Annotated in this window: 15 protein-coding genes; 5 read left to right on the plus strand and 10 right to left on the minus strand. The window is 64.0% G+C overall.

The genetic code is table 11. From position 1 onward, the window contains the following. Nucleotides 1–6 precede the first annotated feature (6 nt). From BLR13_RS08925 to BLR13_RS08940, 4 genes are all read left to right on the plus strand, one after another. Entirely contained in the window at nt 7–633 is a 627-nt protein-coding gene (locus tag BLR13_RS08925; protein ID WP_074825375.1) for a DNA-3-methyladenine glycosylase I, read from the plus strand. Further along, nucleotides 630–1,244: a YfbR-like 5'-deoxynucleotidase gene (locus BLR13_RS08930; RefSeq protein ID WP_074825373.1), complete on the plus strand. Its 615-nt coding sequence runs from the start codon at nt 630–632 to the stop codon at nt 1,242–1,244. Before BLR13_RS08925 ends, BLR13_RS08930 begins: the two co-directional genes overlap by 4 nt. Nucleotides 1,245–1,373: 129 nt before the next feature. Next, a complete protein-coding gene (locus BLR13_RS08935; RefSeq protein ID WP_074825371.1) occupies nt 1,374–1,880 on the plus strand; it encodes a tyrosine phosphatase family protein in 507 nt (168 codons plus the stop codon). Nucleotides 1,881–2,167: 287 nt separating this feature from the next. After that, complete coding sequence (locus BLR13_RS08940; RefSeq protein WP_074825370.1) at nt 2,168–4,861, plus strand: DUF2339 domain-containing protein; 2,694 nt, start codon at nt 2,168–2,170, stop codon at nt 4,859–4,861. Nucleotides 4,862–4,866: 5 nt separating this feature from the next. Here the strand turns inward: BLR13_RS08940 and BLR13_RS08945 are convergent, their stop codons facing one another. The 7 genes from BLR13_RS08945 to BLR13_RS08975 all read right to left on the minus strand — a co-directional run bounded on the left by BLR13_RS08945 (nt 4,867) and on the right by BLR13_RS08975 (nt 13,638). Next, nucleotides 4,867–5,100: a DUF6894 family protein gene (locus BLR13_RS08945; RefSeq protein ID WP_074825367.1), complete on the minus strand. Its 234-nt coding sequence runs from the start codon at nt 5,098–5,100 to the stop codon at nt 4,867–4,869. Between the two features lie 157 nt (nt 5,101–5,257). Beyond that, entirely contained in the window at nt 5,258–5,866 is a 609-nt protein-coding gene (locus BLR13_RS08950) for a hypothetical protein (RefSeq protein WP_074825366.1), read from the minus strand. 117 nt (nt 5,867–5,983) lie between these two features. Further along, nucleotides 5,984–6,970, minus strand: a complete 987-nt coding sequence (gene acuI / locus BLR13_RS08955) for an acrylyl-CoA reductase (NADPH) (protein ID WP_074825364.1) — start codon at nt 6,968–6,970, stop codon at nt 5,984–5,986. Nucleotides 6,971–7,012: 42 nt separating this feature from the next. Continuing rightward, the gene (locus tag BLR13_RS08960) at nt 7,013–8,254 is read right to left on the minus strand and encodes an MFS transporter (RefSeq protein WP_074825362.1); all 1,242 of its coding nucleotides are present in this window, start codon (nt 8,252–8,254) and stop codon (nt 7,013–7,015) included. Between the two features lie 282 nt (nt 8,255–8,536). Next, on the minus strand, nt 8,537–9,997 hold the full coding sequence (locus BLR13_RS08965) for a cell wall hydrolase (RefSeq protein WP_074825360.1): 1,461 nt from the start codon (nt 9,995–9,997) through the stop codon (nt 8,537–8,539). A gap of 523 nt (nt 9,998–10,520) precedes the next feature. Continuing rightward, nucleotides 10,521–13,391: a pyruvate, phosphate dikinase gene (gene ppdK / locus BLR13_RS08970; protein WP_074825358.1), complete on the minus strand. Its 2,871-nt coding sequence runs from the start codon at nt 13,389–13,391 to the stop codon at nt 10,521–10,523. A gap of 91 nt (nt 13,392–13,482) precedes the next feature. Further along, nucleotides 13,483–13,638 carry a DUF3096 domain-containing protein gene (locus tag BLR13_RS08975; protein ID WP_074825356.1) on the minus strand — a complete coding sequence of 52 codons (156 nt, stop codon included), beginning with the start codon at nt 13,636–13,638 and terminating at the stop codon, nt 13,483–13,485. A gap of 244 nt (nt 13,639–13,882) precedes the next feature. Between BLR13_RS08975 and BLR13_RS08980 the strand changes: the two genes are divergently transcribed. Then, on the plus strand, nt 13,883–14,242 hold the full coding sequence (locus tag BLR13_RS08980; RefSeq protein ID WP_074831737.1) for a DUF1236 domain-containing protein: 360 nt from the start codon (nt 13,883–13,885) through the stop codon (nt 14,240–14,242). A 236-nt stretch (nt 14,243–14,478) separates the two neighbouring features. On the opposite strand, the gene BLR13_RS08985 is transcribed toward BLR13_RS08980, so the two are convergent. From BLR13_RS08985 to BLR13_RS08995, 3 genes are read right to left on the minus strand one after another with little or no spacing between them, the layout of a single operon-like run. Then, nucleotides 14,479–15,081 carry a class I SAM-dependent methyltransferase gene (locus tag BLR13_RS08985; protein ID WP_074825354.1) on the minus strand — a complete coding sequence of 201 codons (603 nt, stop codon included), beginning with the start codon at nt 15,079–15,081 and terminating at the stop codon, nt 14,479–14,481. Between the two features lie 3 nt (nt 15,082–15,084). Continuing rightward, nucleotides 15,085–17,313, minus strand: coding sequence for a glycine--tRNA ligase subunit beta (glyS, locus tag BLR13_RS08990; protein WP_074825352.1), 2,229 nt, complete (start codon nt 17,311–17,313; stop codon nt 15,085–15,087). Beyond that, nucleotides 17,313–18,245 (minus strand): glycine--tRNA ligase subunit alpha, encoded by a 933-nt coding sequence (locus BLR13_RS08995; RefSeq protein ID WP_074825350.1) that lies wholly within the window; start codon nt 18,243–18,245, stop codon nt 17,313–17,315. The genes glyS and BLR13_RS08995 overlap by 1 nt, the downstream gene beginning before the upstream one ends. Nucleotides 18,246–18,383 lie beyond the last annotated feature (138 nt).

Here is an 18,383-nt window from a genome sequence, read left to right on the forward strand (position 1 = left end):
GTACCAATGAGCAGATCCGCGCGCCTGCACGCCGACGGCAAGACCCGCTGTCCGTGGCCGGGCGAAGACCCGTTCTACATGGCCTATCACGACACCGAATGGGGCGTGCCCGAATATGACGACCGCGCACTGTATGAAAAACTGATCCTCGACGGCTTCCAGGCCGGGCTGTCGTGGATCACGATCCTGCGCAAGCGCGAGAATTTTCGCAACGCGTTCGATGACTTCCAGCCGGAGAAGATCGCGCGCTACAACGAGAAGAAGGTTCTCGCGCTGATGAACGATGCCGGCATCGTGCGCAACCGCGCCAAGATCGAAGGCGCCATCAACAGCGCCAAGGGCTATCTGAAGATTATGGAGGAAGGCCCGGGCTTTTCGAAATACCTGTGGGACTTTGTCGACGGCAAGCCTGTCGTGAACAAGTTCAAGACCACCGCCAGCGTGCCGGCCTCGACGCCAACATCGATCAAGATTTCAAAAGAGCTCGCCGCACGCGGCTTCAAGTTCGTCGGCCCGACCATCGTCTACGCCTTCATGCAGGCCACCGGCATGGTCAACGATCATCTGGTGACGTGCTTCTGTCACGAAACCTGCAGCGGCAAACTTCGCAAGCCGCGCCTCAAAATTAAATGACGGCCAAGAAACCGTTCGCGCCCGACATGACGCGGGCCTGGCAGCGGATGCTGTCGGGGCGGCGGCTCGATCTGCTCGACCCCTCGCCGCTCGATATCGAAATATCGGATATTGCCCATGGGCTGGCGCGTGTCGCGCGCTGGAACGGGCAGACCAGCGGCGCGCATATTTTCTCGGTGGCGCAGCACACGCTTTTGGTCGAACTCGTGTTGCGCGAGCAGATGCCGCGCGTGGACGTGCGCTTCCGGCTCGCGGCCTTGCTGCACGACGCGCCGGAATATGTCATCGGCGACATGATCTCGCCGTTCAAGGCAGTGCTCGGCGGCGACTACAAGGTGGTGGAAAAACGCCTGCTGGCGGCGATCCATATCCGCTTCGGCCTGCCCCGGGTGCTGGCTGACGATATCACGCAGGCGATCAAGGCCGCCGATCGCGGCGCCGCCTATCTCGAAGCGACCCATCTGGCCGGATTTTCGGTGGCCGAGGCCAAGCGCCTGTTCGGTCGCGATCCCGGCCTGCCCGAGGCAACGGAACGCGACTATCTGACGCCCTGGACCGCGGCCAGGGCGGAGAAGCAGTTTTTGGCACGATTTGGCCTGCTACTTGGCTAAACGGCCGTAGGGTGGGCAAAGCGAAGCGTGCCCACCACAATTGCGCGCGGAAACAAGATGGTGGGCACGCTTCGCTTTGCCCACCCTACGGACTATAATCGCGGCAACAAGAACCACCCAGGAAACGCCATGCTTCACGTCTGCTCGCTCGCCGCATTGCCCGAGACCGTCAAGGCGACCGGCGCCAGCCATGTGCTCACTGTGATGGCCAATGTCGACCAGGTGCAGCGGCCGGCTTCGGTGCTCGAGGCCAACCATCTGAAAGTGTCGATGGACGACATCACCGAGCAGATCGATGGCTTCGTAGCGCCGTCGGACCAGCATATCGAAAAGGTGCTGGCCTTCGTGCGCGGCTGGGATCGCCGCGCGCCGATGGTGGTGCACTGCTATGCCGGCATCAGCCGCTCGACCGCGAGCGCCTTTGCCGCCGCCTGCATGCTCAATCCGCACCGCGACGAAATCGAGATCGCCAAGCAGATCCGCGCCCGCTCGCCGATCGCCTCGCCGAACCGGCTGATCGTCAGCCTCGCCGACAAGGCGCTGGGACGCGACGGACGGATGCTGCGCGCGCTCGACGAAATGGGCCCGGGCAGCATGACCGTCGAAGGCAAGCCGTTCCGGCTCGATCTGGAATGATGCGACTTCGGCGCATGAGTTGAGGTCGTCATGCCCGGCCTTGTGCCGGGCATGACGACCTTGCAGACTATCAGCAAAAAAGACGTGGATGGCCGGGCATAGGCAAGCGGAAGCGACGCCGTCCTTGACGGCTACGCCCGGCCATGACGGAAATAAATGGATCAACCGCGTGCGACAATATCGCCCGCGGCCATTTGAACTTTTAGCGATCAAAACTGCACTCACTGGATGGCAACGGGCCGCTGATGTGACCGGTGCATCATTTAGTGCGCCCATCTGGAGGCCCAATGCTGGATAACCCGTTCGATTTCGCCGCGATTGTGATCGCGATTGTCGCCTTTATCTTTGCCCGCAAGGCGATGAACCAGGCGGCGGCGCTGCGCACGCGGCTGGACGCGATCGAGCGGGCGGGAATCACGCGATCCGTTCCGCCGCCATTGACGCAGGTGCAGGCCGCGGAGCCACGCATGACTCCAGCGACACCGGTGCCGCCGCCGGTCATTCCCGATGTGGAATCGATCGCCCCTGCCGCCACCTCCGAAACCGCGCCGGAAATCGCAAGTACGCCTCCAGCCGCACCGCCGCCGCTGCCGCAGCCCGATCGCGGGTTTGAGGAAACCGTCGGCACCCGCTGGGTGGTGTGGATCGGCGGCCTGACCCTGGCGCTCGGCGGATTCTTCATGGTCCGCTATTCGATCGATGCCGGCCTGCTCGGCCCCGGCGTGCGCACGATATTGGGCGGCCTGTTCGCGCTCGCTTTGCTCGCCGCCGGCGAATGGACCCGGCGCAAGGAAAGCATCTCCGCCATCGAAGCGCTGCCGGTCGCCAACATCCCGGCTATTCTCACCGCCGCCGGCACCGCCGTCGCCTTCGCCACCGTCTACGCGGCCTATGCACTGTACGGATTTTTGGTGCCCGCCACCGCCTTCGTCCTGCTCGGGCTGGTGGCGCTGGCCACGTTGGCCGCGGCGTTGCTGCACGGGCCGGCGCTCGCCGGGCTCGGCGTCGTCGGCGCCTTCGCGACGCCGGTTCTGGTGTCGTCGGACAAACCGGATTTCTGGGCGCTCTACGTCTATCTCGCCATCGTCACCGCGGCGTCATTCGGTCTGGCCCGCGTGCGGCTGTGGCGATGGCTCGCGGTGACCACGATCGCGTTCGCGCTGTTATGGACCCTGCCCTGCCTGCAATGCGGGCCGTCGATGGTGGCGCCGCATGCGTTCCACGTGCTGGCCGGATTTGTCCTCGCCGCCCTGCTGGTGGTGTGCGGCTTCCTGTTCGGCCCGCCGGCGAATGAAGGTGAGATCGAGCCGATATCTTCCGGCTCGCTGGCAGCCTATCTCGCCGGTGCGACCTTGATCGTACTGAACAGTTTTCATGCCGATGCCGCGATGATCGCATTCGGCCTGCTGGTCGCCGGCAGTCTCATCGTGGCCTGGCGCAACGATGCCGCCACCGGCGCGGTCGGTGCTGCCGCGGCGCTGGTCTTTGTCGTGTTCGCCGAATGGGCGATCCGTGCCAATCCGGACATGCTGGTGCTGCCCGGCGGTCCGTTGGCAGGCATCGGACCATCAGCCACCGACGGATCGGTCTCGCTGCATCTGATCTCGGCCGCGATCTTCGCCGTTGGATTCGGTGTCGCCGGCTTCCTGGCGCAGGGCCGCTCGGCCAACGCCATCATTCCCGTCATCTGGTCGGCCGCCTCGGTATTCGTACCGCTGGCGCTGCTGGTCGCGCTCTATGCCCGCATCGCGCATCTCGACCGCTCGATTCCGTTCGCCATTCTGGCGGTGCTGCTGGCCGCGGCCTATGCCGCCGCGACCGAAGAGCTCACCAAGCGCGAGGACCGTCCAGGCATGCAAGCCACTATCGCATTGTATGCGACCGGCGCGCTGGCGGCGCTGGCATTGGCACTGACGTTCGCACTGGAAAAAGGCTGGCTCACGATCGCGCTGGCGCTGATGTCGGCCGGCACCGCCTGGATTTCGCTGCAACGGCCGATCCCGTTCCTGCGTTCGCTTGCCGCTATTCTCGCCGGCATCGTGGTGCTGCGGATCGGCTACGAGCCGCGCATTGTCGGCGACGCCGTCGGCACCACGCCGATCTTCAACTGGCTGTTGTGGGGCTACGGCATTCCGGCGGCCTCGTTCTGGGCCGGCAGCATCTTCCTGCGCCGTAACGGCGACGATGCGCCGCTGCGGGCGGTGGAATCGGCCGCGATCCTGTTCACGGTATTGCTGGCGTTCATGGAGATCCGCCACGCGGTCAACGACGGCGATCCCTACTTCACCTCCGCCGGTCTCACCGAAGTGGCGCTGCAGGTCTGCGTCGCGCTGGCGATGGCGATCGGGCTGGAACGATTGCGCCTTCGCACCGGCAGCGTCATTCACAATGCCGGCGCCGTCCTGCTGACCGCGTTCGCCGGCCTGGCGACCGTCGGCGGGCTGCTGGTGCTGGAGCAGCCCCTGCTCTGGACCATCGACGTCGGCGGCCGCTTCATCAACCTGCTGCTGCTCGCCTACGCGCTGCCTGCCGTGCTCGCTCTGTTGCTGTCCTATGCGGTGGCAGGCCATCGCCCAGCCGCCTACGCCAATACGCTCGCCGCCGGCGCCCTGATCCTGGCGCTCACCTATGTCACCGCCGAAATCCGCCGTCTCTATCACGGCCCGATCATGGCGATCGGCCCGACCGGCGGTGCCGAGCAATACAGCTACTCGATCGCGTGGCTGGCGTTCGGCGTGATCCTGCTCGGCATCGGCATTCTCGCCAACTCGCAGCGCGCACGGCTGGCTTCCGCCGCGGTCATTGCGCTGACGATCCTGAAAGCCTTCCTGATCGACATGTCGACGCTGACAGGCGTCTACCGCGCGCTGTCGTTCATGTGCCTAGGCCTGGTGCTGGTGGCGATCGGCTGGCTGTACCAGCGGATCCTGTTCCGCCGGCAGGCCGCCGCAGCTTTCCCCGCTGCGCAGGGGGGAGGATAGCGTCATCAGCCGACGGATTCCGCGACCAGCCGAATCCTAAAAACCGGCTTCCTGGCTTCGTCGAGCAGTTCCATCTGCCATTCGGCATTCTGCTTCAGGCTGCGTGAAATGCTGCCGAGCAGATTGCCGCAGACCTTGGTCATTTCGGCCCACGCGGCCTCGCGGCTCTCGAATTCGGAGCCCTGATCGGATGCACCGGCGTAACGGCCATGGCTGATTCGAAAAAAATACAGCGGCATGATTGATCTCATGGTTCGGGCCGCCTCCCGGCCGCTTGACCACAACGTTGCAATGCGAGTTGCTACCGGGGCGTGAATTCCCCGGGCCGTAGGACTACGGAGCGAGTTCCCACAATCCCGCCGGGTGCGGAACCGCCGTCAAAGCATTCGGGAAAGATCAGTCCGTCGAGCGCCGCAGTTCCGGGGCGGTCTCGGCCTTCGCCGGTTCCGCCCGGGATTCCGCTTTGGGCTCGGACTTGACCGGCTCGAGCTTGGCGCGCTCGACCGCCGGCGTCTCGACGCGCGCGGAGACTTCGGCGCGGGCTTCGGCCGAACGGCTCGGCTCCGACCCATGCAGCGCGCGCGGCCGCGCCACGGCACGCGCCATCAGCATCGAGGCCCCACCCTGGTGGCGGAAATCGCAATAGGCAAAGCCCATGCCCGAGACCGAGCCACGGAACGTGCGGTCATCGCGCTTGTCGAGGTTGAAGCACGGCTCGAACGGAAGCCCCTTGATGGAAGCGCAGACAGCCTGGCCGCGGACTTGCAGCGTGTTGCCGGGCAGGCGCACATGGCGGATCGGACCAGAGCCCGAGAACTGGACCGAGCCGGCGGCGCCCATGTCGTCGAGGATACGGCCAGCACCGCGGGTACCGTCGAAACAGTTGAACGCGAAAACCTTGCCGGACACGAACTTGCGCGCCTCGTCGGCATTCATCATCCCAGCCAGCGCAGGCACAACCATCGCACCGGCCGTGACGGCCCCCAGAACCAAACGCGCAAGCATGCAGCTACTCCAACTTACCAAGAGTGCGGGCACCAGCCTTACGGCCTCTTTACCCGCTACTTACCATATCAACCGTGGCAACTTTGGAGCAGCTTGGTTGGTAAAGTCTGAACGTGGTTAGACAATTTTTACCACGATTCGACCGCGGACCTGGCCGGCGAGAATTTGGGCGCCGGCGGCGATCACCTGGTCCAAACTGATTTCCTGAGTAATATCAGTAAGTTTCTTGTGGTCCAGATCGCTGGCGAGGCGGCTCCAGGCGAGCTTGCGCTGCTCGATCGGGCACATCACCGAATCGATGCCGAGAAGGCACACCCCGCGCAAAATGAACGGCGCGACCGAGGACGGCAGGTCCATGCCGGCGGCAAGACCGCAGGCCGCGATGGCCCCGCCATACTTCGTCATCGACAGCAGGTTGGCGAGTGTGGTCGAGCCGACGCTGTCGATACCGCCCGCCCAGCGCTCCTTGGCGAGCGGCTTGGCCGGAGCTGACAGCTCGTTGCGATCGATCACCTCGGCGGCGCCGAGGCCCTTCAGGTAGTCGGCCTCCGACATCCGCCCGGTGGATGCGATGACGTGATAGCCGAGCTTCGACAGCACGGCGATCGCGACCGAACCGACGCCGCCGGCAGCACCCGTCACCACGACCGGACCGCTCTTGGGCGAGAGACCATGCTTCTCCAGCGCCAGCACCGACAGCATCGCGGTATAGCCGGCGGTGCCGATCGCCATGGCGTCGCGGGTCGAGATGTTCTGCGGCAGCCGCACCAGCCAGTCGCCCTTGACGCGGGCCTTTTCGGCATAGGCGCCGAGATGGGTCTCGCCCATGCCCCAGCCGTTGCAGACGACCTTGTCGCCGGCCTTCCACTGCGGATGCGAGGACTGTTCGACCGTGCCGGCGAAATCGATGCCGGCGATCATCGGGAAGCGCCGCACCACCGGCGCCTTGCCGGTGACGGCAAGGCCGTCCTTGTAGTTCAGCGTCGACCACTCGACGGCGACGGTGACGTCGCCTTCCATCAGTTCGGCTTCGTCGAACTGCGTCAGCGCCGCAGTGGTGCCTTTTTCCGCCTTGTCGATCCTGATGGCCTTGAACGTTCCCACGATAAACTCCCCGGACTTTTCATGTCCGCGGGTTTTACCGGATCAGGCGGGCTGCGCAACCGGGCGGGCCACCGGCTGTTCGACGATCGGCAGGTTGATCAGCGCCGACAGCACGCCGAACAGCACCGAGAGCCACCAGATCGGCGTGTAGGAGCCGAATTTCTCGAATACGACGCCGCCGAGCCAGACCCCGAGGAAGCCGCCGACCTGGTGGCTGACGAAGGCAAAGCCATACAGCGTCGCGAACCAGCGGGTGCCGAACATCAGCGCCACCAGCGCCGAGGTCGGCGGCACCGTCGACAGCCAGGTTAGCCCCGTCGCGGCGCCGAACACGATCGCCGAGAACGTCGTGATCGGAAACGAGATGAAGGCCACGATCGACAACGCCCGCGCCAGATAGATGATCGACAGGATGTAGCGCTTCGGAAACCTGTTCTGCAGCCAGCCGACACTCAAGGAGCCCACGATGTTGAACAGGCCGATGGCCGCAACCACCCAGCCGCCGGTCTGCGCCGAGACGCCGCGGTCGGACAGATAGGCCGGCAGATGCACGGTGATGAAGGCGAGCTGGAAGCCGCAGGTGAAGAAGCCGAGCACCAGCAGCACAAAGGAGCGATGGCCGAAGGCTTCGGCGAGCGCGGTCTTGAACGATTGCTGGTCCGCGACCGGCACGTTCGCCGACGTTGCCGGCGGCGTCGAAATCGCGAGTGCCAGCGGCACGATCAGCAGCATCAGCAACGCAAACACCATCAGCGCCGACTGCCAGCCGAAATTGTCGATCATCGCCACGCCGAACGGCGCGAACAGGAATTGCCCGAACGAACCCGCCGCGGTGCCGGCGCCGAGCGCCAGGCCGCGCTTCTCCAGCGGCAGCAGCTTTGAGAACGCCGACAGCACGAGATTGAACGAGCAGCCGGACAGGCCGAAGCCGATCATGACGCCGGCGCCGAGGTCGAGCGAGCCCGGCGTCGCCGCATAGCGCATCACCAGGAGGCCGCCGGCATAGAGCAGCGCGCCGACCACCATCACGCGCTGCAGGCCGAAGCGGTCGGCGATGGCGCCGGCGATCGGCTGGCCCAATCCCCACAACAGGTTCTGCAGAGCCAGCGCCAGGCCGAACACGTCGCGGCCCCAAGCAAATTCCCGGGTCATCGGCTGGATGAAGAAACCGAGGCTTGAGCGCGGCCCGAAACTCAACAGCGCGATCGCGCAGCCGCAGATGATGATGACGAGCGGCGTTCGCCAGGTCGACTCGGTGCGAAGATTGTCTGTCGTGACGGCCATCAAAATTCCCCCCGGAATCCGGTCTGTACAGAACGCTACGGGGAGTTAATGCATTCGCATGGAAATCCCAAGGGCGGCCGAGGAAATTTTTTCGTCGCAGGGCAGCCCTGCAAAATCGGCGAGAGCGATGAGGGGATCGGCGAGAACAATCCTATCCGTCGTCCCTGCGAACGCAGGGACCCATACGCCGCGGCAGTTGTTGTGCGAAAGGTCTCAGCCACCGCGCCTTATCGATAAATCACGCGGTATGGGTCCCTGCGTTCGCAGGGACGACAAAGAGACTTACCGCTTCAAGCTGGCCTGCTCGGCCGAGCTCTGCGCGGCTTCGGCGAGCTTGGCCGAGATCGCCGCGGTTTCGGCGGGGCTGCCCCAGCTCGGCGCGTCGCTGCCGTCGCCCCAGGCACGCGGGCGATAGAAGGTGTGGACGCCGAACTTGTACATCTTCTTCATTTCGCTGACCCAGGACGGGCGCACCCAATAGGCATGGTAGTGGGTCGACTTGTCGACTTCCGGCAGCCACAGCCGCCCATCCAGCATCGCCTTGGCAATCTTCTGCGCGCGGTCCCACATGTCGGGTTCGCGAATGACGTCGGCATTGTTGTCGCAGGCGAAGGTGAACTGGCACGCGAGATGGCGATGCTTATTCTGATAGACCACGCCGCACACCGTTTCCGGATATTTGCCGGAGAAGGCGCGGTTCAGCACCACCTGGGCGACTGCGATCTGGCCGCGCACGGCTTCGCCGCGGGCTTCGAAATAGACGGCTTCCGCCAGGCACTTTTCGGATTTGGCGCGCGCCTTGTCGTCGAACAGGCCGAGACGTTCGGCCGGCGTCTTGGCGTGCTGGTTGTTGGAATTGACTTCGCCTTTCGGCGCGATGCTCTCGCCCATCTCGCCGGCGCGGACCGGGCCGTCGGCATCGACCGGCAAGGAGGCCATCACCTTCATGTCGGGATCAGGAACCACGTTCGGAACCACGATGGTGGGTTCTTCGCCGGGCTGCCAGCGCTCGATGCTTTCGGGCGAGCCGAGCGACGAGCCGAAGAACAGGCTGGAAGTCTTGAACGAAAAATTGTCGCGCGGCGCTGCGGGCGCGAGCGCGACCGAAGGCAATGACGCCGGCGGCGGGCCCTTGAGGTCATCGAGCGGATTGGCTTCGAGCGACATCGACACGTCGTATTGCGCAAGCGGCGGCGCACTCAATGCGGCCTGCAGCTCCGGATCGAGCGGCGCGGGTTCAGCCGACGGGGTCCGCTCGACGGTCTTGGCGCCCTTCACCAATGCGTTCGAGGTTGCGGGATCCTGCAACGCCGGCGCACGTTCGGCCGGGTTGGCGGCTTCCGTCGGCTGCGGCGGCGTCACCACCAGCCGGTCACCCTTCGCCGTGCGGTCGACTTTGGGAAAATCGGCGGCCTGATAGCGCGGCGGCGGCGCAGCGAGCGGATTGCGCGTCACCGAACCGGTGATGTCGATGCCTTGATTATTGAGGCTCGCGAGCTGGTAGGTCGCGGTCTGCGGCGAGGAGGTTCCGATCGGCCGGCCGAACGAGAAGGTCGCGACCTGAATGGTGCCGACAGCGGAGAACACCCGCTTCTGCCAGCGCTCGGCGACACCGGGCTGCCGGGCCAATAGCGAAGCGATATCCTGATATCCGATCTCGGTCGGCATCAATGCGAAGACGCAAAGACCGAGTCCGAAGGACGCGAACCGCGCGCCCTTCGGATGGTTACGCAACACAAACATCGATACGCTCTACGCAACGCTTACAAAGACGCGATCGAACTTCAGTACATCCGTAAAATTCGACCTTTTTTGTTGGTATCGAATTTAGGTTGCCGGGGAGTTAATCCGCGTTGCGTGTATGTCACAGGCAATGCACCGCGCACTTTTTGGCATTCGCATCGAAAGTGTTGGTAAATGCCCGCTCGATGAAGGTGGTAAACATCCCGTCAACGGACAGGGTGAAGAAACTACGGGCGGGTGAATACGGGAACCTCACTCGTCATTCCGGGATGGTGCGTAGCACCAGACCTCAGGGGTGCAATTGCACCCCGGGGAATCTCGAGATTCCGGGTTCGATGCTTTCGCATCGCCCCGGAATGACAGCGCCTCATCGTCATTGCGAGCGCAAGCGAAGCAATCCATCTCACCGCGCAACGGATAGATGGATTGCTTCGTCGCTAACGCTCCTCGCAATGACGGCTGCGCCAGAAACGAAAATGGCCGGGAAAATCCCGGCCATTTCAATCTCGTCAGTTGCTGCGCGTTACGCCTGGCTTGCCACCGTCTTGCCGAGCGCGGCCTGCGCCGCGGCGAGGCGGGCGATCGGCACGCGGTAGGGCGAGCACGAGACATAGTTGAGCCCGATCTCGTGGCAGAACGCCACCGAAGCGGGATCGCCGCCGTGTTCGCCGCAGATGCCGACCTTGAGGTTCGGGCGGGTCTTGCGGCCGCGCGCGACGCCGATCTTCACCAGTTCGCCGACGCCGGCGCGGTCAACCGAGATGAACGGATCGATCTCGAGAATGCCCTTGGCGACATAGGTGCCGAGGAAACTCGCGGCGTCGTCGCGGCTGATGCCGTAGGTGGTCTGCGTCAGGTCGTTGGTGCCGAACGAGAAGAACTCCGCGGTCTGCGCGATGTCGCCGGCCATCAGGCAGGCGCGCGGCAACTCGATCATCGTACCAACCTGGTACGCGATCTTCTTGCCGGTCTCCTTCATCACCGCCTGCGCGGAAGCATCGATGCGCGCCTTGACCAGGTCGAACTCGGCCTTGGTCGCGATCAGCGGCACCATCACCTCAAGGCCGACCGCCTTGCCGGTGCGCTTTTCGGCCTCGACCGCGGCCTCGAAGATCGCGCGCGCCTGCATCTCGGCGATCTCCGGATAGGCGATCGCCAGACGGCAGCCGCGGAAACCGAGCATCGGATTGAACTCGGCGAGATCGCGGGCGCGATCGGCGAGCTTGCGCGGATCGGTGTTCATCGCGCGCGCGACTTCCTCGATCTCGGCTTGCGTATGCGGCAGGAACTCGTGCAGCGGCGGATCGAGCAGGCGGATCGTGACCGGCAGGCCCTTCATGATCTCGAACAGCTCGACGAAATCCGCGCGCTGCATCGGCAGCAGCTTCGACAGTGCCGCACGGCGCGACTGCTCGTCCTCGGACAAGATCATCTCGCGCACGGTGCGGATGCGGGTTTCCTCGAAGAACATGTGCTCGGTGCGGCACAGGCCGATGCCTTCGGCGCCGAACTTGATGGCGGTGCGCGCATCGTCAGGCGTGTCGCCGTTGACGCGGACGCCGAGCTTGCGGACCGAGTCGGCCCAGCCCATCAGCGTGCCGAATTCGCCCGACAGTTTCGGTTCGATCATCGGCATCCGCCCGGCCAGCACCTGGCCGAGCGAGCCATCAATCGTAATGACGTCGCCAGTCTTGAAGGAGCGCGAACCGATACTCATGGTGCCGCGGCCGTAATCGACGCGAATGGTGCCGCAGCCGGAGACGCAGGGCTTGCCCATGCCGCGCGCGACCACGGCGGCGTGCGAGGTCATGCCGCCGCGGGTGGTGAGAATGCCTTCGGCGGCGTGCATGCCGTGAATGTCTTCCGGTGAGGTCTCGATCCGCACCAGAATCACTTTTCGTCCGTCAGCCTGAAGCTTGGCGGCTTCATCGGACGAGAACACGATCTCGCCGGAGGCCGCACCGGGCGAAGCCGGCAAGCCGGTCGCGATGACGTCGCGCTTGGCCGCGGGATCGATGGTCGGATGCAGCAGCTGATCCAGCGAGGCCGGATCGATCCGCATCACTGCGTCCTTTTTCGAGATCAGGCCTTCATTGGCGAGCTCGACCGCGATGCGGAGCGCCGCCTTCGCCGTGCGCTTGCCGCCGCGGGTCTGCAGCATCCACAACTTGCCCTGCTCGACCGTGAACTCCATGTCCTGCATGTCGCGGTAGTGCTTTTCGAGCATCGTGTAGATCCGCGTCAGTTCCTTGAACGCGTCCGGCATCGCCACTTCCATCGACGCCTTGTCGGAGCCGGATTCCTTGCGCGCATATTCGGTGATGTCCTGCGGCGTGCGGATGCCCGCCACCACGTCCTCGCCCTGCGCGTTGATCAGGAATTCGCCGTACAGCTTGCTCTCGCCGGTCGACGGGTTGCGCGTGAAGGCCACGCCGGTCGCCGACGTTTCGCCCATGTTGCCGAACACCATGGCCTGAATGTTCACGGCCGTGCCCCATGACTCCGGGATATCGTGCAGGCGGCGATAGGTCACCGCGCGCGCGTTCATCCAGGACGAGAACACGGCGCCGATCGCGCCCCACAACTGCTCGTGCGGATCCTGCGGGAAATCCTTGCCGGTTTCGCGCGCCACCGCTTCCTTGTAGCGGCCGACCAGTTCGACCCAGTCGTCGCCGGTGAGGTCGGTGTCGAGCGTGTAGCCCTGGCCGTCCTTGAAGGTGTCGAGGATGTCCTCGAAATGATGATGCTCGAAGCCGAGCACCACGTCCGAATACATGGTGATGAAGCGGCGATAGCTGTCATAGGCGAAGCGGCGATCGCCGGAGAGTTCAGCAAGCGCCTCGACCGTCTTGTCGTTGAGGCCGAGATTGAGCACGGTGTCCATCATGCCCGGCATCGAGGCGCGGCCGCCGGAGCGGACCGAAACCAACAGCGGATTCCTGGAATCGCCGAACGCCTTGCCGGCGAGTTTGCCGACGTGATCGAGCGCCTTCTCGACCTGCGTCTTCAGCGCCGGCGGATAGGATTTGTCATGGGCGTAAAAGTACGTGCAGACCGAGGTCGGAATCGTGAAGCCGGGGGGCACCGGCAGGCCGAGATTGGCCATTTCGGCGAGGTTGGCGCCCTTGCCGCCCAAGAGGTCGCGCAGCCCGGCTTTGCCCTCGGCCTTGCCGTCGCCGAAGGTATAGACCCACTTGCCGGATTTTACCGTTCCGGCCGCGGGCTTCTTCACCGCAGCCTTTTTCACCGTCGCCTTGACCGCAGGCTTTGCGGCAGGCTTGGCCGGAAGCTTCTTCAACGCCTTGCGGGCGGACGGCGGCGGCGCCACCTTGGCCCGCACGGATGGCTTTGATTTCGCTACGGTTTTTTTGGACTTCGCGACGGCTTTGGCCATGGATTCCAACTATCCGAAAATGGGGGAATGATGCGCGCCTTACACCACTTTGAAGGGTTCCGCGCAAGCCGCGAAACCCGGCTTTCCAGCGCTAGAGATGAAACATCTTGAACACGCCGAGGCCGACCAGGCCGACGAAGATCAGGTAGATCGCCACGATGAAATTGAGCAACCGCGGCATCAGCAGGATCAGAATTCCTGCAATCAAGGCCACGATGGCGGGAACGTGCGCGGCGGTGATGGTCATTTGAAATGTCTCCGGCTGATTTGATGGAATATCGAATCGAGATCGAGGACGGCAATCTACCCGCTGGCGCGGTTCCGCAACAGAAGACGTCCAGCCACCTCAACGGGTTCCAGTCCCCCACAACAATTCCCCGGAAATGCCGCGTATAAGACCACCCATTTTCCGGAACAATGCCGCGCGCGATGAATTGGCCCGCCTGATGCGCCGGCGATTGCCGGTGCCTTTCTCGCAAAAGGAGTTCGTCATGCGAAACAGGATATTGGCTATTGCCGCGGTTGCGGGCGCGTTGACGGCGCCGGTCGCAGCACAGGCGCAGAGCGACACCGTCGGCGTCGTCCGCAGTGGCACCGTCGTCGTCGAAGACAACGAGGGTATCGCGGTCGACCAGCGGCCGGCGTTCCGCGAATATATCGTGCGCGAGCGGGTCCCGAATTACACGATTCCCGACCGCGTGATCGTCGGCGGCGTGCTGCCGGAAGCCGGCGTCACCTATTACGACGTGCCGCAGACCTATGGCGCCACGCCCTATCGCTACACCGTCGTGAACGGCCGCACCGTGCTGGTCGAGCCGCGCTCGCGTCGCATCGTTCAGGTGGTCGAATAGTCCCGCGCACCTGAACGGGTCCGGGCGCCGCGCGAGCGGATATGCGCGAGATACGACCGGACGACAAAGCCCCGCCTGGGTCCCCCTCCAGGCGGGGCTTTTTGTTTGCTCCCGTGTCCCGGACGCGGTGCAGCGTGCAACGCTGCTCCGCACCTATGTTCGCTTCAGAAAGGTAGGCCCCGGATCAGCAGCGCATCACTTCGTGACGCGCCGCATCCGGGGCACGAGATCGTGTCTCACTCGCGAATTTCGAGGCCCGGCTTCTTCACCACGAGGCGGTGAATCTTCTTGCCGGAGGACTCGCTGACGACTTCTTCGTCAAGCAGCACCGTCGTCTCCTTCAACTCCGCCAGCACCAAAGCGGCATCGAAGGCGCAGTAGAGCCGGCCATGGGTGTCGCGAAGGTCGGCGTCGTCGGTGACGCGCCAGCTCAGGTAGAGAATGCCGCTTGGCTTGACGACCTCGAGCAAACGGCGGACCGAGGCCGCGATCTGCTTGCGGTCGAGATGCATGATGACGGTTTCGCACAGCACGTTGTCGAACGTGCCGACGCCGCGCAGCTCGGGCAATTCCGCGTGGTTGAACTTGAGACCGGGATAGCGCCGGCAGGCTTCCTTGAGCAGGCCTTCCGAGGCGTCGAAACCGGTGGCGGAAAATCCGTTGGCATTGAGCCAGGCCACCTCGCGGCCGCTGCCGCAGCCGATATCGGCCGAGGTGCCACCGCGGACGAAAAACCGTTCGACGACTTCCTGCAGGTCAACCGGGGCCGGCTGATCGTGCCAGTCCTTCGCGAACGACGCCGCTTCCTGGTCGTAAGCGGCGAGCGTTTTGCGATCCATGTGTTAGCCTTCGATCTTGGAAAAATCTGCCACCGCGCGCGTCGCCGCGCGGATTTCGTTCAAGAGCTTTAGTCGGTTCTCGCGCACCTTTGGTTCATCGTCATTGACCTTGACCTTGTCAAAGAACGCATCGACCGCCGGACGCAGTTTTGCCATCGCGCTCATCGCGGCGGCGAAATCTTCCTTGGCCACGGCCGCTCCCGCCTCGCTCTTGACCTGGTCGATCGCCTTCGCCAGCGCTTTCTCCTCGTCGAGCCTGTAGAGCGAGGGGTCCGGCGCGCCGTCGAACGCGCGCTTGTCCTTTTTCTCTTCGATCGAAAGGATGTTGCTGGCGCGCTTGGTGCCGGCCAGCAGGTTCTTGCCGTCGTCGGTCTCGAGGAATCTGCCGAGCGCCTCGACGCGGCGGACCACCATCAAGAGGTCGTCCTGGCCGCCGAGCGAGAACACGGCATCGACCAGATCGTGCCGCGCGCCCTGATCGCGGAGCTGGACCTTTAAGCGATCGGCGAAGAAGGACAGGAGATTGCGTGTGTCCTTCTCGATCGCAGGAACCGCAAAAGGCTGCTCCAACATGTATTTCGCAAGCAGTTCCTTCGCATGAGTCATCTTGGGATCAATATCCAGCCCACTAAACCAACGCTGCTCTAGTTCGTAACTAAAATTGCGTTCCATTATCAGCCAAGCCACTAGCTTCGAGAGATGCGCTGAAAATATTGGGACTAGCGAGATGCGCAGCGTATTCTCAACGATCAGCCTGATGACGCCCAACGCCGCCCGGCGCAGAGCATACGGATCCTTGCTTCCCGTCGGCTTTTCATCGATCGCCCAGAAACCGACCAGCGTGTCGATCTTGTCAGCCAGCGCCACCGCGACACTCACCGGATCGGTCGGCACGCGATCGGCGGGACCCTGCGGCTTGTAATGCTCTTCGCTCGCGGCAGCGACGGCGGCGTCCTCGCCCTGTGCCAGCGCGTAGTATTTGCCCATCAAGCCTTGCAGCTCCGGGAATTCGCCGACCACTTCGGTCAGCAGATCGGCCTTCGCCAGATGCGCGGCGCGTTTGGTCTTTTCGACGTCGGCGCCGACCAGCGGCGCGATCTCGGCCGCCAGCCGCTCGATGCGCTTGATGCGTTCGCCCTGCGTGCCCAGCTTCTCGTGGAACACGATCTGCTCGAATTTCGGCAGCCGGGCTTCCAGCTTGGTCTTCAGATCGGTCTCGTAGAAGAACTTTGCGTCGGACAGCCGCGCGCGGATCACGCGTTCGTTGCCGCCGATGATGGTTTTGCCGCCGTCGCTGGCCTCGATATTGGCGGTGAGGATGAACTTGTTGGTCAGCTTCCCCGTCTTGGGATCGCTGACGACAAAGCATTTCTGGTTGTTGCGGATGGTGGCGCGGATCACCTCGCCAGGGATCGACAGAAACTCCTTGTCGAACGATCCCATCAGGGCGACAGGCCATTCGACCAGGCCCGAAACCTCGTCGAGCAGCACCTGATCCTCGACCAGTTCAAAGCCCTGCGCCTGCGCCAGGGTCTTGGCGTCGGCGAGAATGACGTCCTTGCGGCGCTCGGGGTCGAGCACGACCTTGGCGTCCAGGAGCTTCGCCACGTAATCCTCGAAGCGGCGCACCGGGATCGAGCTAGGGGCCATGAAGCGATGACCGCGGGTGGTCTGCCCGGCCTCGATGCCGTCGATGGAAAATTTGACGACATCGGGCTCTTCGGTCTCGATCCCGAAGGTCGCGATGATCGAATGCAGCGGCCGCACCCAGGTCAGCGCGCCCGATCTGGCCGAACGCTCGCCCCAGCGCATCGATTTCGGCCACGGGAAGGTTCTGATGATCACCGGCAGCATCTCGGCCAGCACGTCCAGGGTCGGACGGCCCGGCTTCTCGATCAGCGCGATGTAGAAATCGCCCTTCTTCGGATCGGTCTGGATTTTTGCCTGATCGAGCGAGGTAAGGCCGGTCGCTTTCAGAAAGCCCTGCACCGCCGCATCGGGGCCGCCGACCCGCGGGCCGCGGCGCTCTTCCTTCAGATCCGATTGCCGCGCCGGAATGCCGTGGACCGTCAGCGTCAACCGCCGCGGCGTCGCAAACGCTTTCGCGCCTTCGTAGACGAGCCCCTCGGCAACCAGCTTGTCGGTCACCATGCGGCGCAGATCTTCCGCCGCCTTTGCCTGCATGCGCGCGGGGATTTCTTCGGAAAACAGTTCAAACAGAAGATCAGGCATCAGACCGCCCTGCCCGCTTCGGTGTGGACCCAGGCTTCGCCGCAGGCCTTGGCCAGTTCGCGCACGCGCATGATGTAGCTTTGCCGTTCGGTTACAGAGATCACGCCGCGGGCATCCAGCAGGTTGAAGACATGGCTCGCCTTGATGCACTGGTCATAAGCCGGCAGCGCCATCAGATGCGCCTCGCACTTGCCGTCTTTCCATCCCGCATCGAGATATTTTTTGCAGGCCTCTTCCGCCATCGCGAACTGCTTGAACAGCATCTCGGCATCGGAGTGCTCGAAATTGTGCCGGGAATATTCCTGCTCGGCCTGCAGGTAGACGTCGCCATAGGTGACGCGCTCGTCGCCGTCGCGGCCGTTGAAGTTGAGGTCGTAGACGCGGTCGACGCCCTGCACATACATCGCAAGACGCTCCAGCCCGTAAGTAAGCTCGCCGGCGACGGGCGCGCATTCGACGCCCGCGACCTGCTGGAAATAGGTGAACTGGCTGACCTCCATGCCGTCGCACCAGCACTCCCAGCCGAGCCCCCAGGCGCCGAGCGTCGGGCTTTCCCAGTCGTCCTCGACGAAGCGGATGTCGTGCAGGGCCGAATCGATCCCGATCGCGGCCAGCGACTTCAGATAGAGGTCCTGCAGGTTCGGCGGCGACGGCTTCATGATCACCTGGAACTGGTAATAATGCTGCAGCCGGTTAGGGTTCTCGCCGTAGCGGCCGTCCTTGGGCCGCCGCGAGGGCTGCACATAGGCCGCATTCCAGCGCTTCGGCCCGAGCGCCCGCAGCGTCGTCGCCGGATGAAAGGTGCCGGCCCCCATTTCCATGTCGTAGGGCTGCAGAATGACGCAGCCTTGCTCGGCCCAGAACCGCTGCAGGGCGAGAATGAAGCCCTGGAACGAACGTTCCGGGCGCATGTGGGCAGGCAAGTCGTCCATCGGCAGAATCGGTCTCGCGAGGGGGTTTTGAGCGCGCGGGACCGTATCGGCGGCAGCGAGGGGAATCAAGGCGAAGGCGGGGCTGCTAAGATTGGCCGTCATTCCGGGATGGTCCGCAGGACCAGACCTCAGGGGTGC

This window comes from Bradyrhizobium ottawaense (assembly GCF_900099825.1).
Classification (GTDB): domain Bacteria; phylum Pseudomonadota; class Alphaproteobacteria; order Rhizobiales; family Xanthobacteraceae; genus Bradyrhizobium; species Bradyrhizobium ottawaense_A.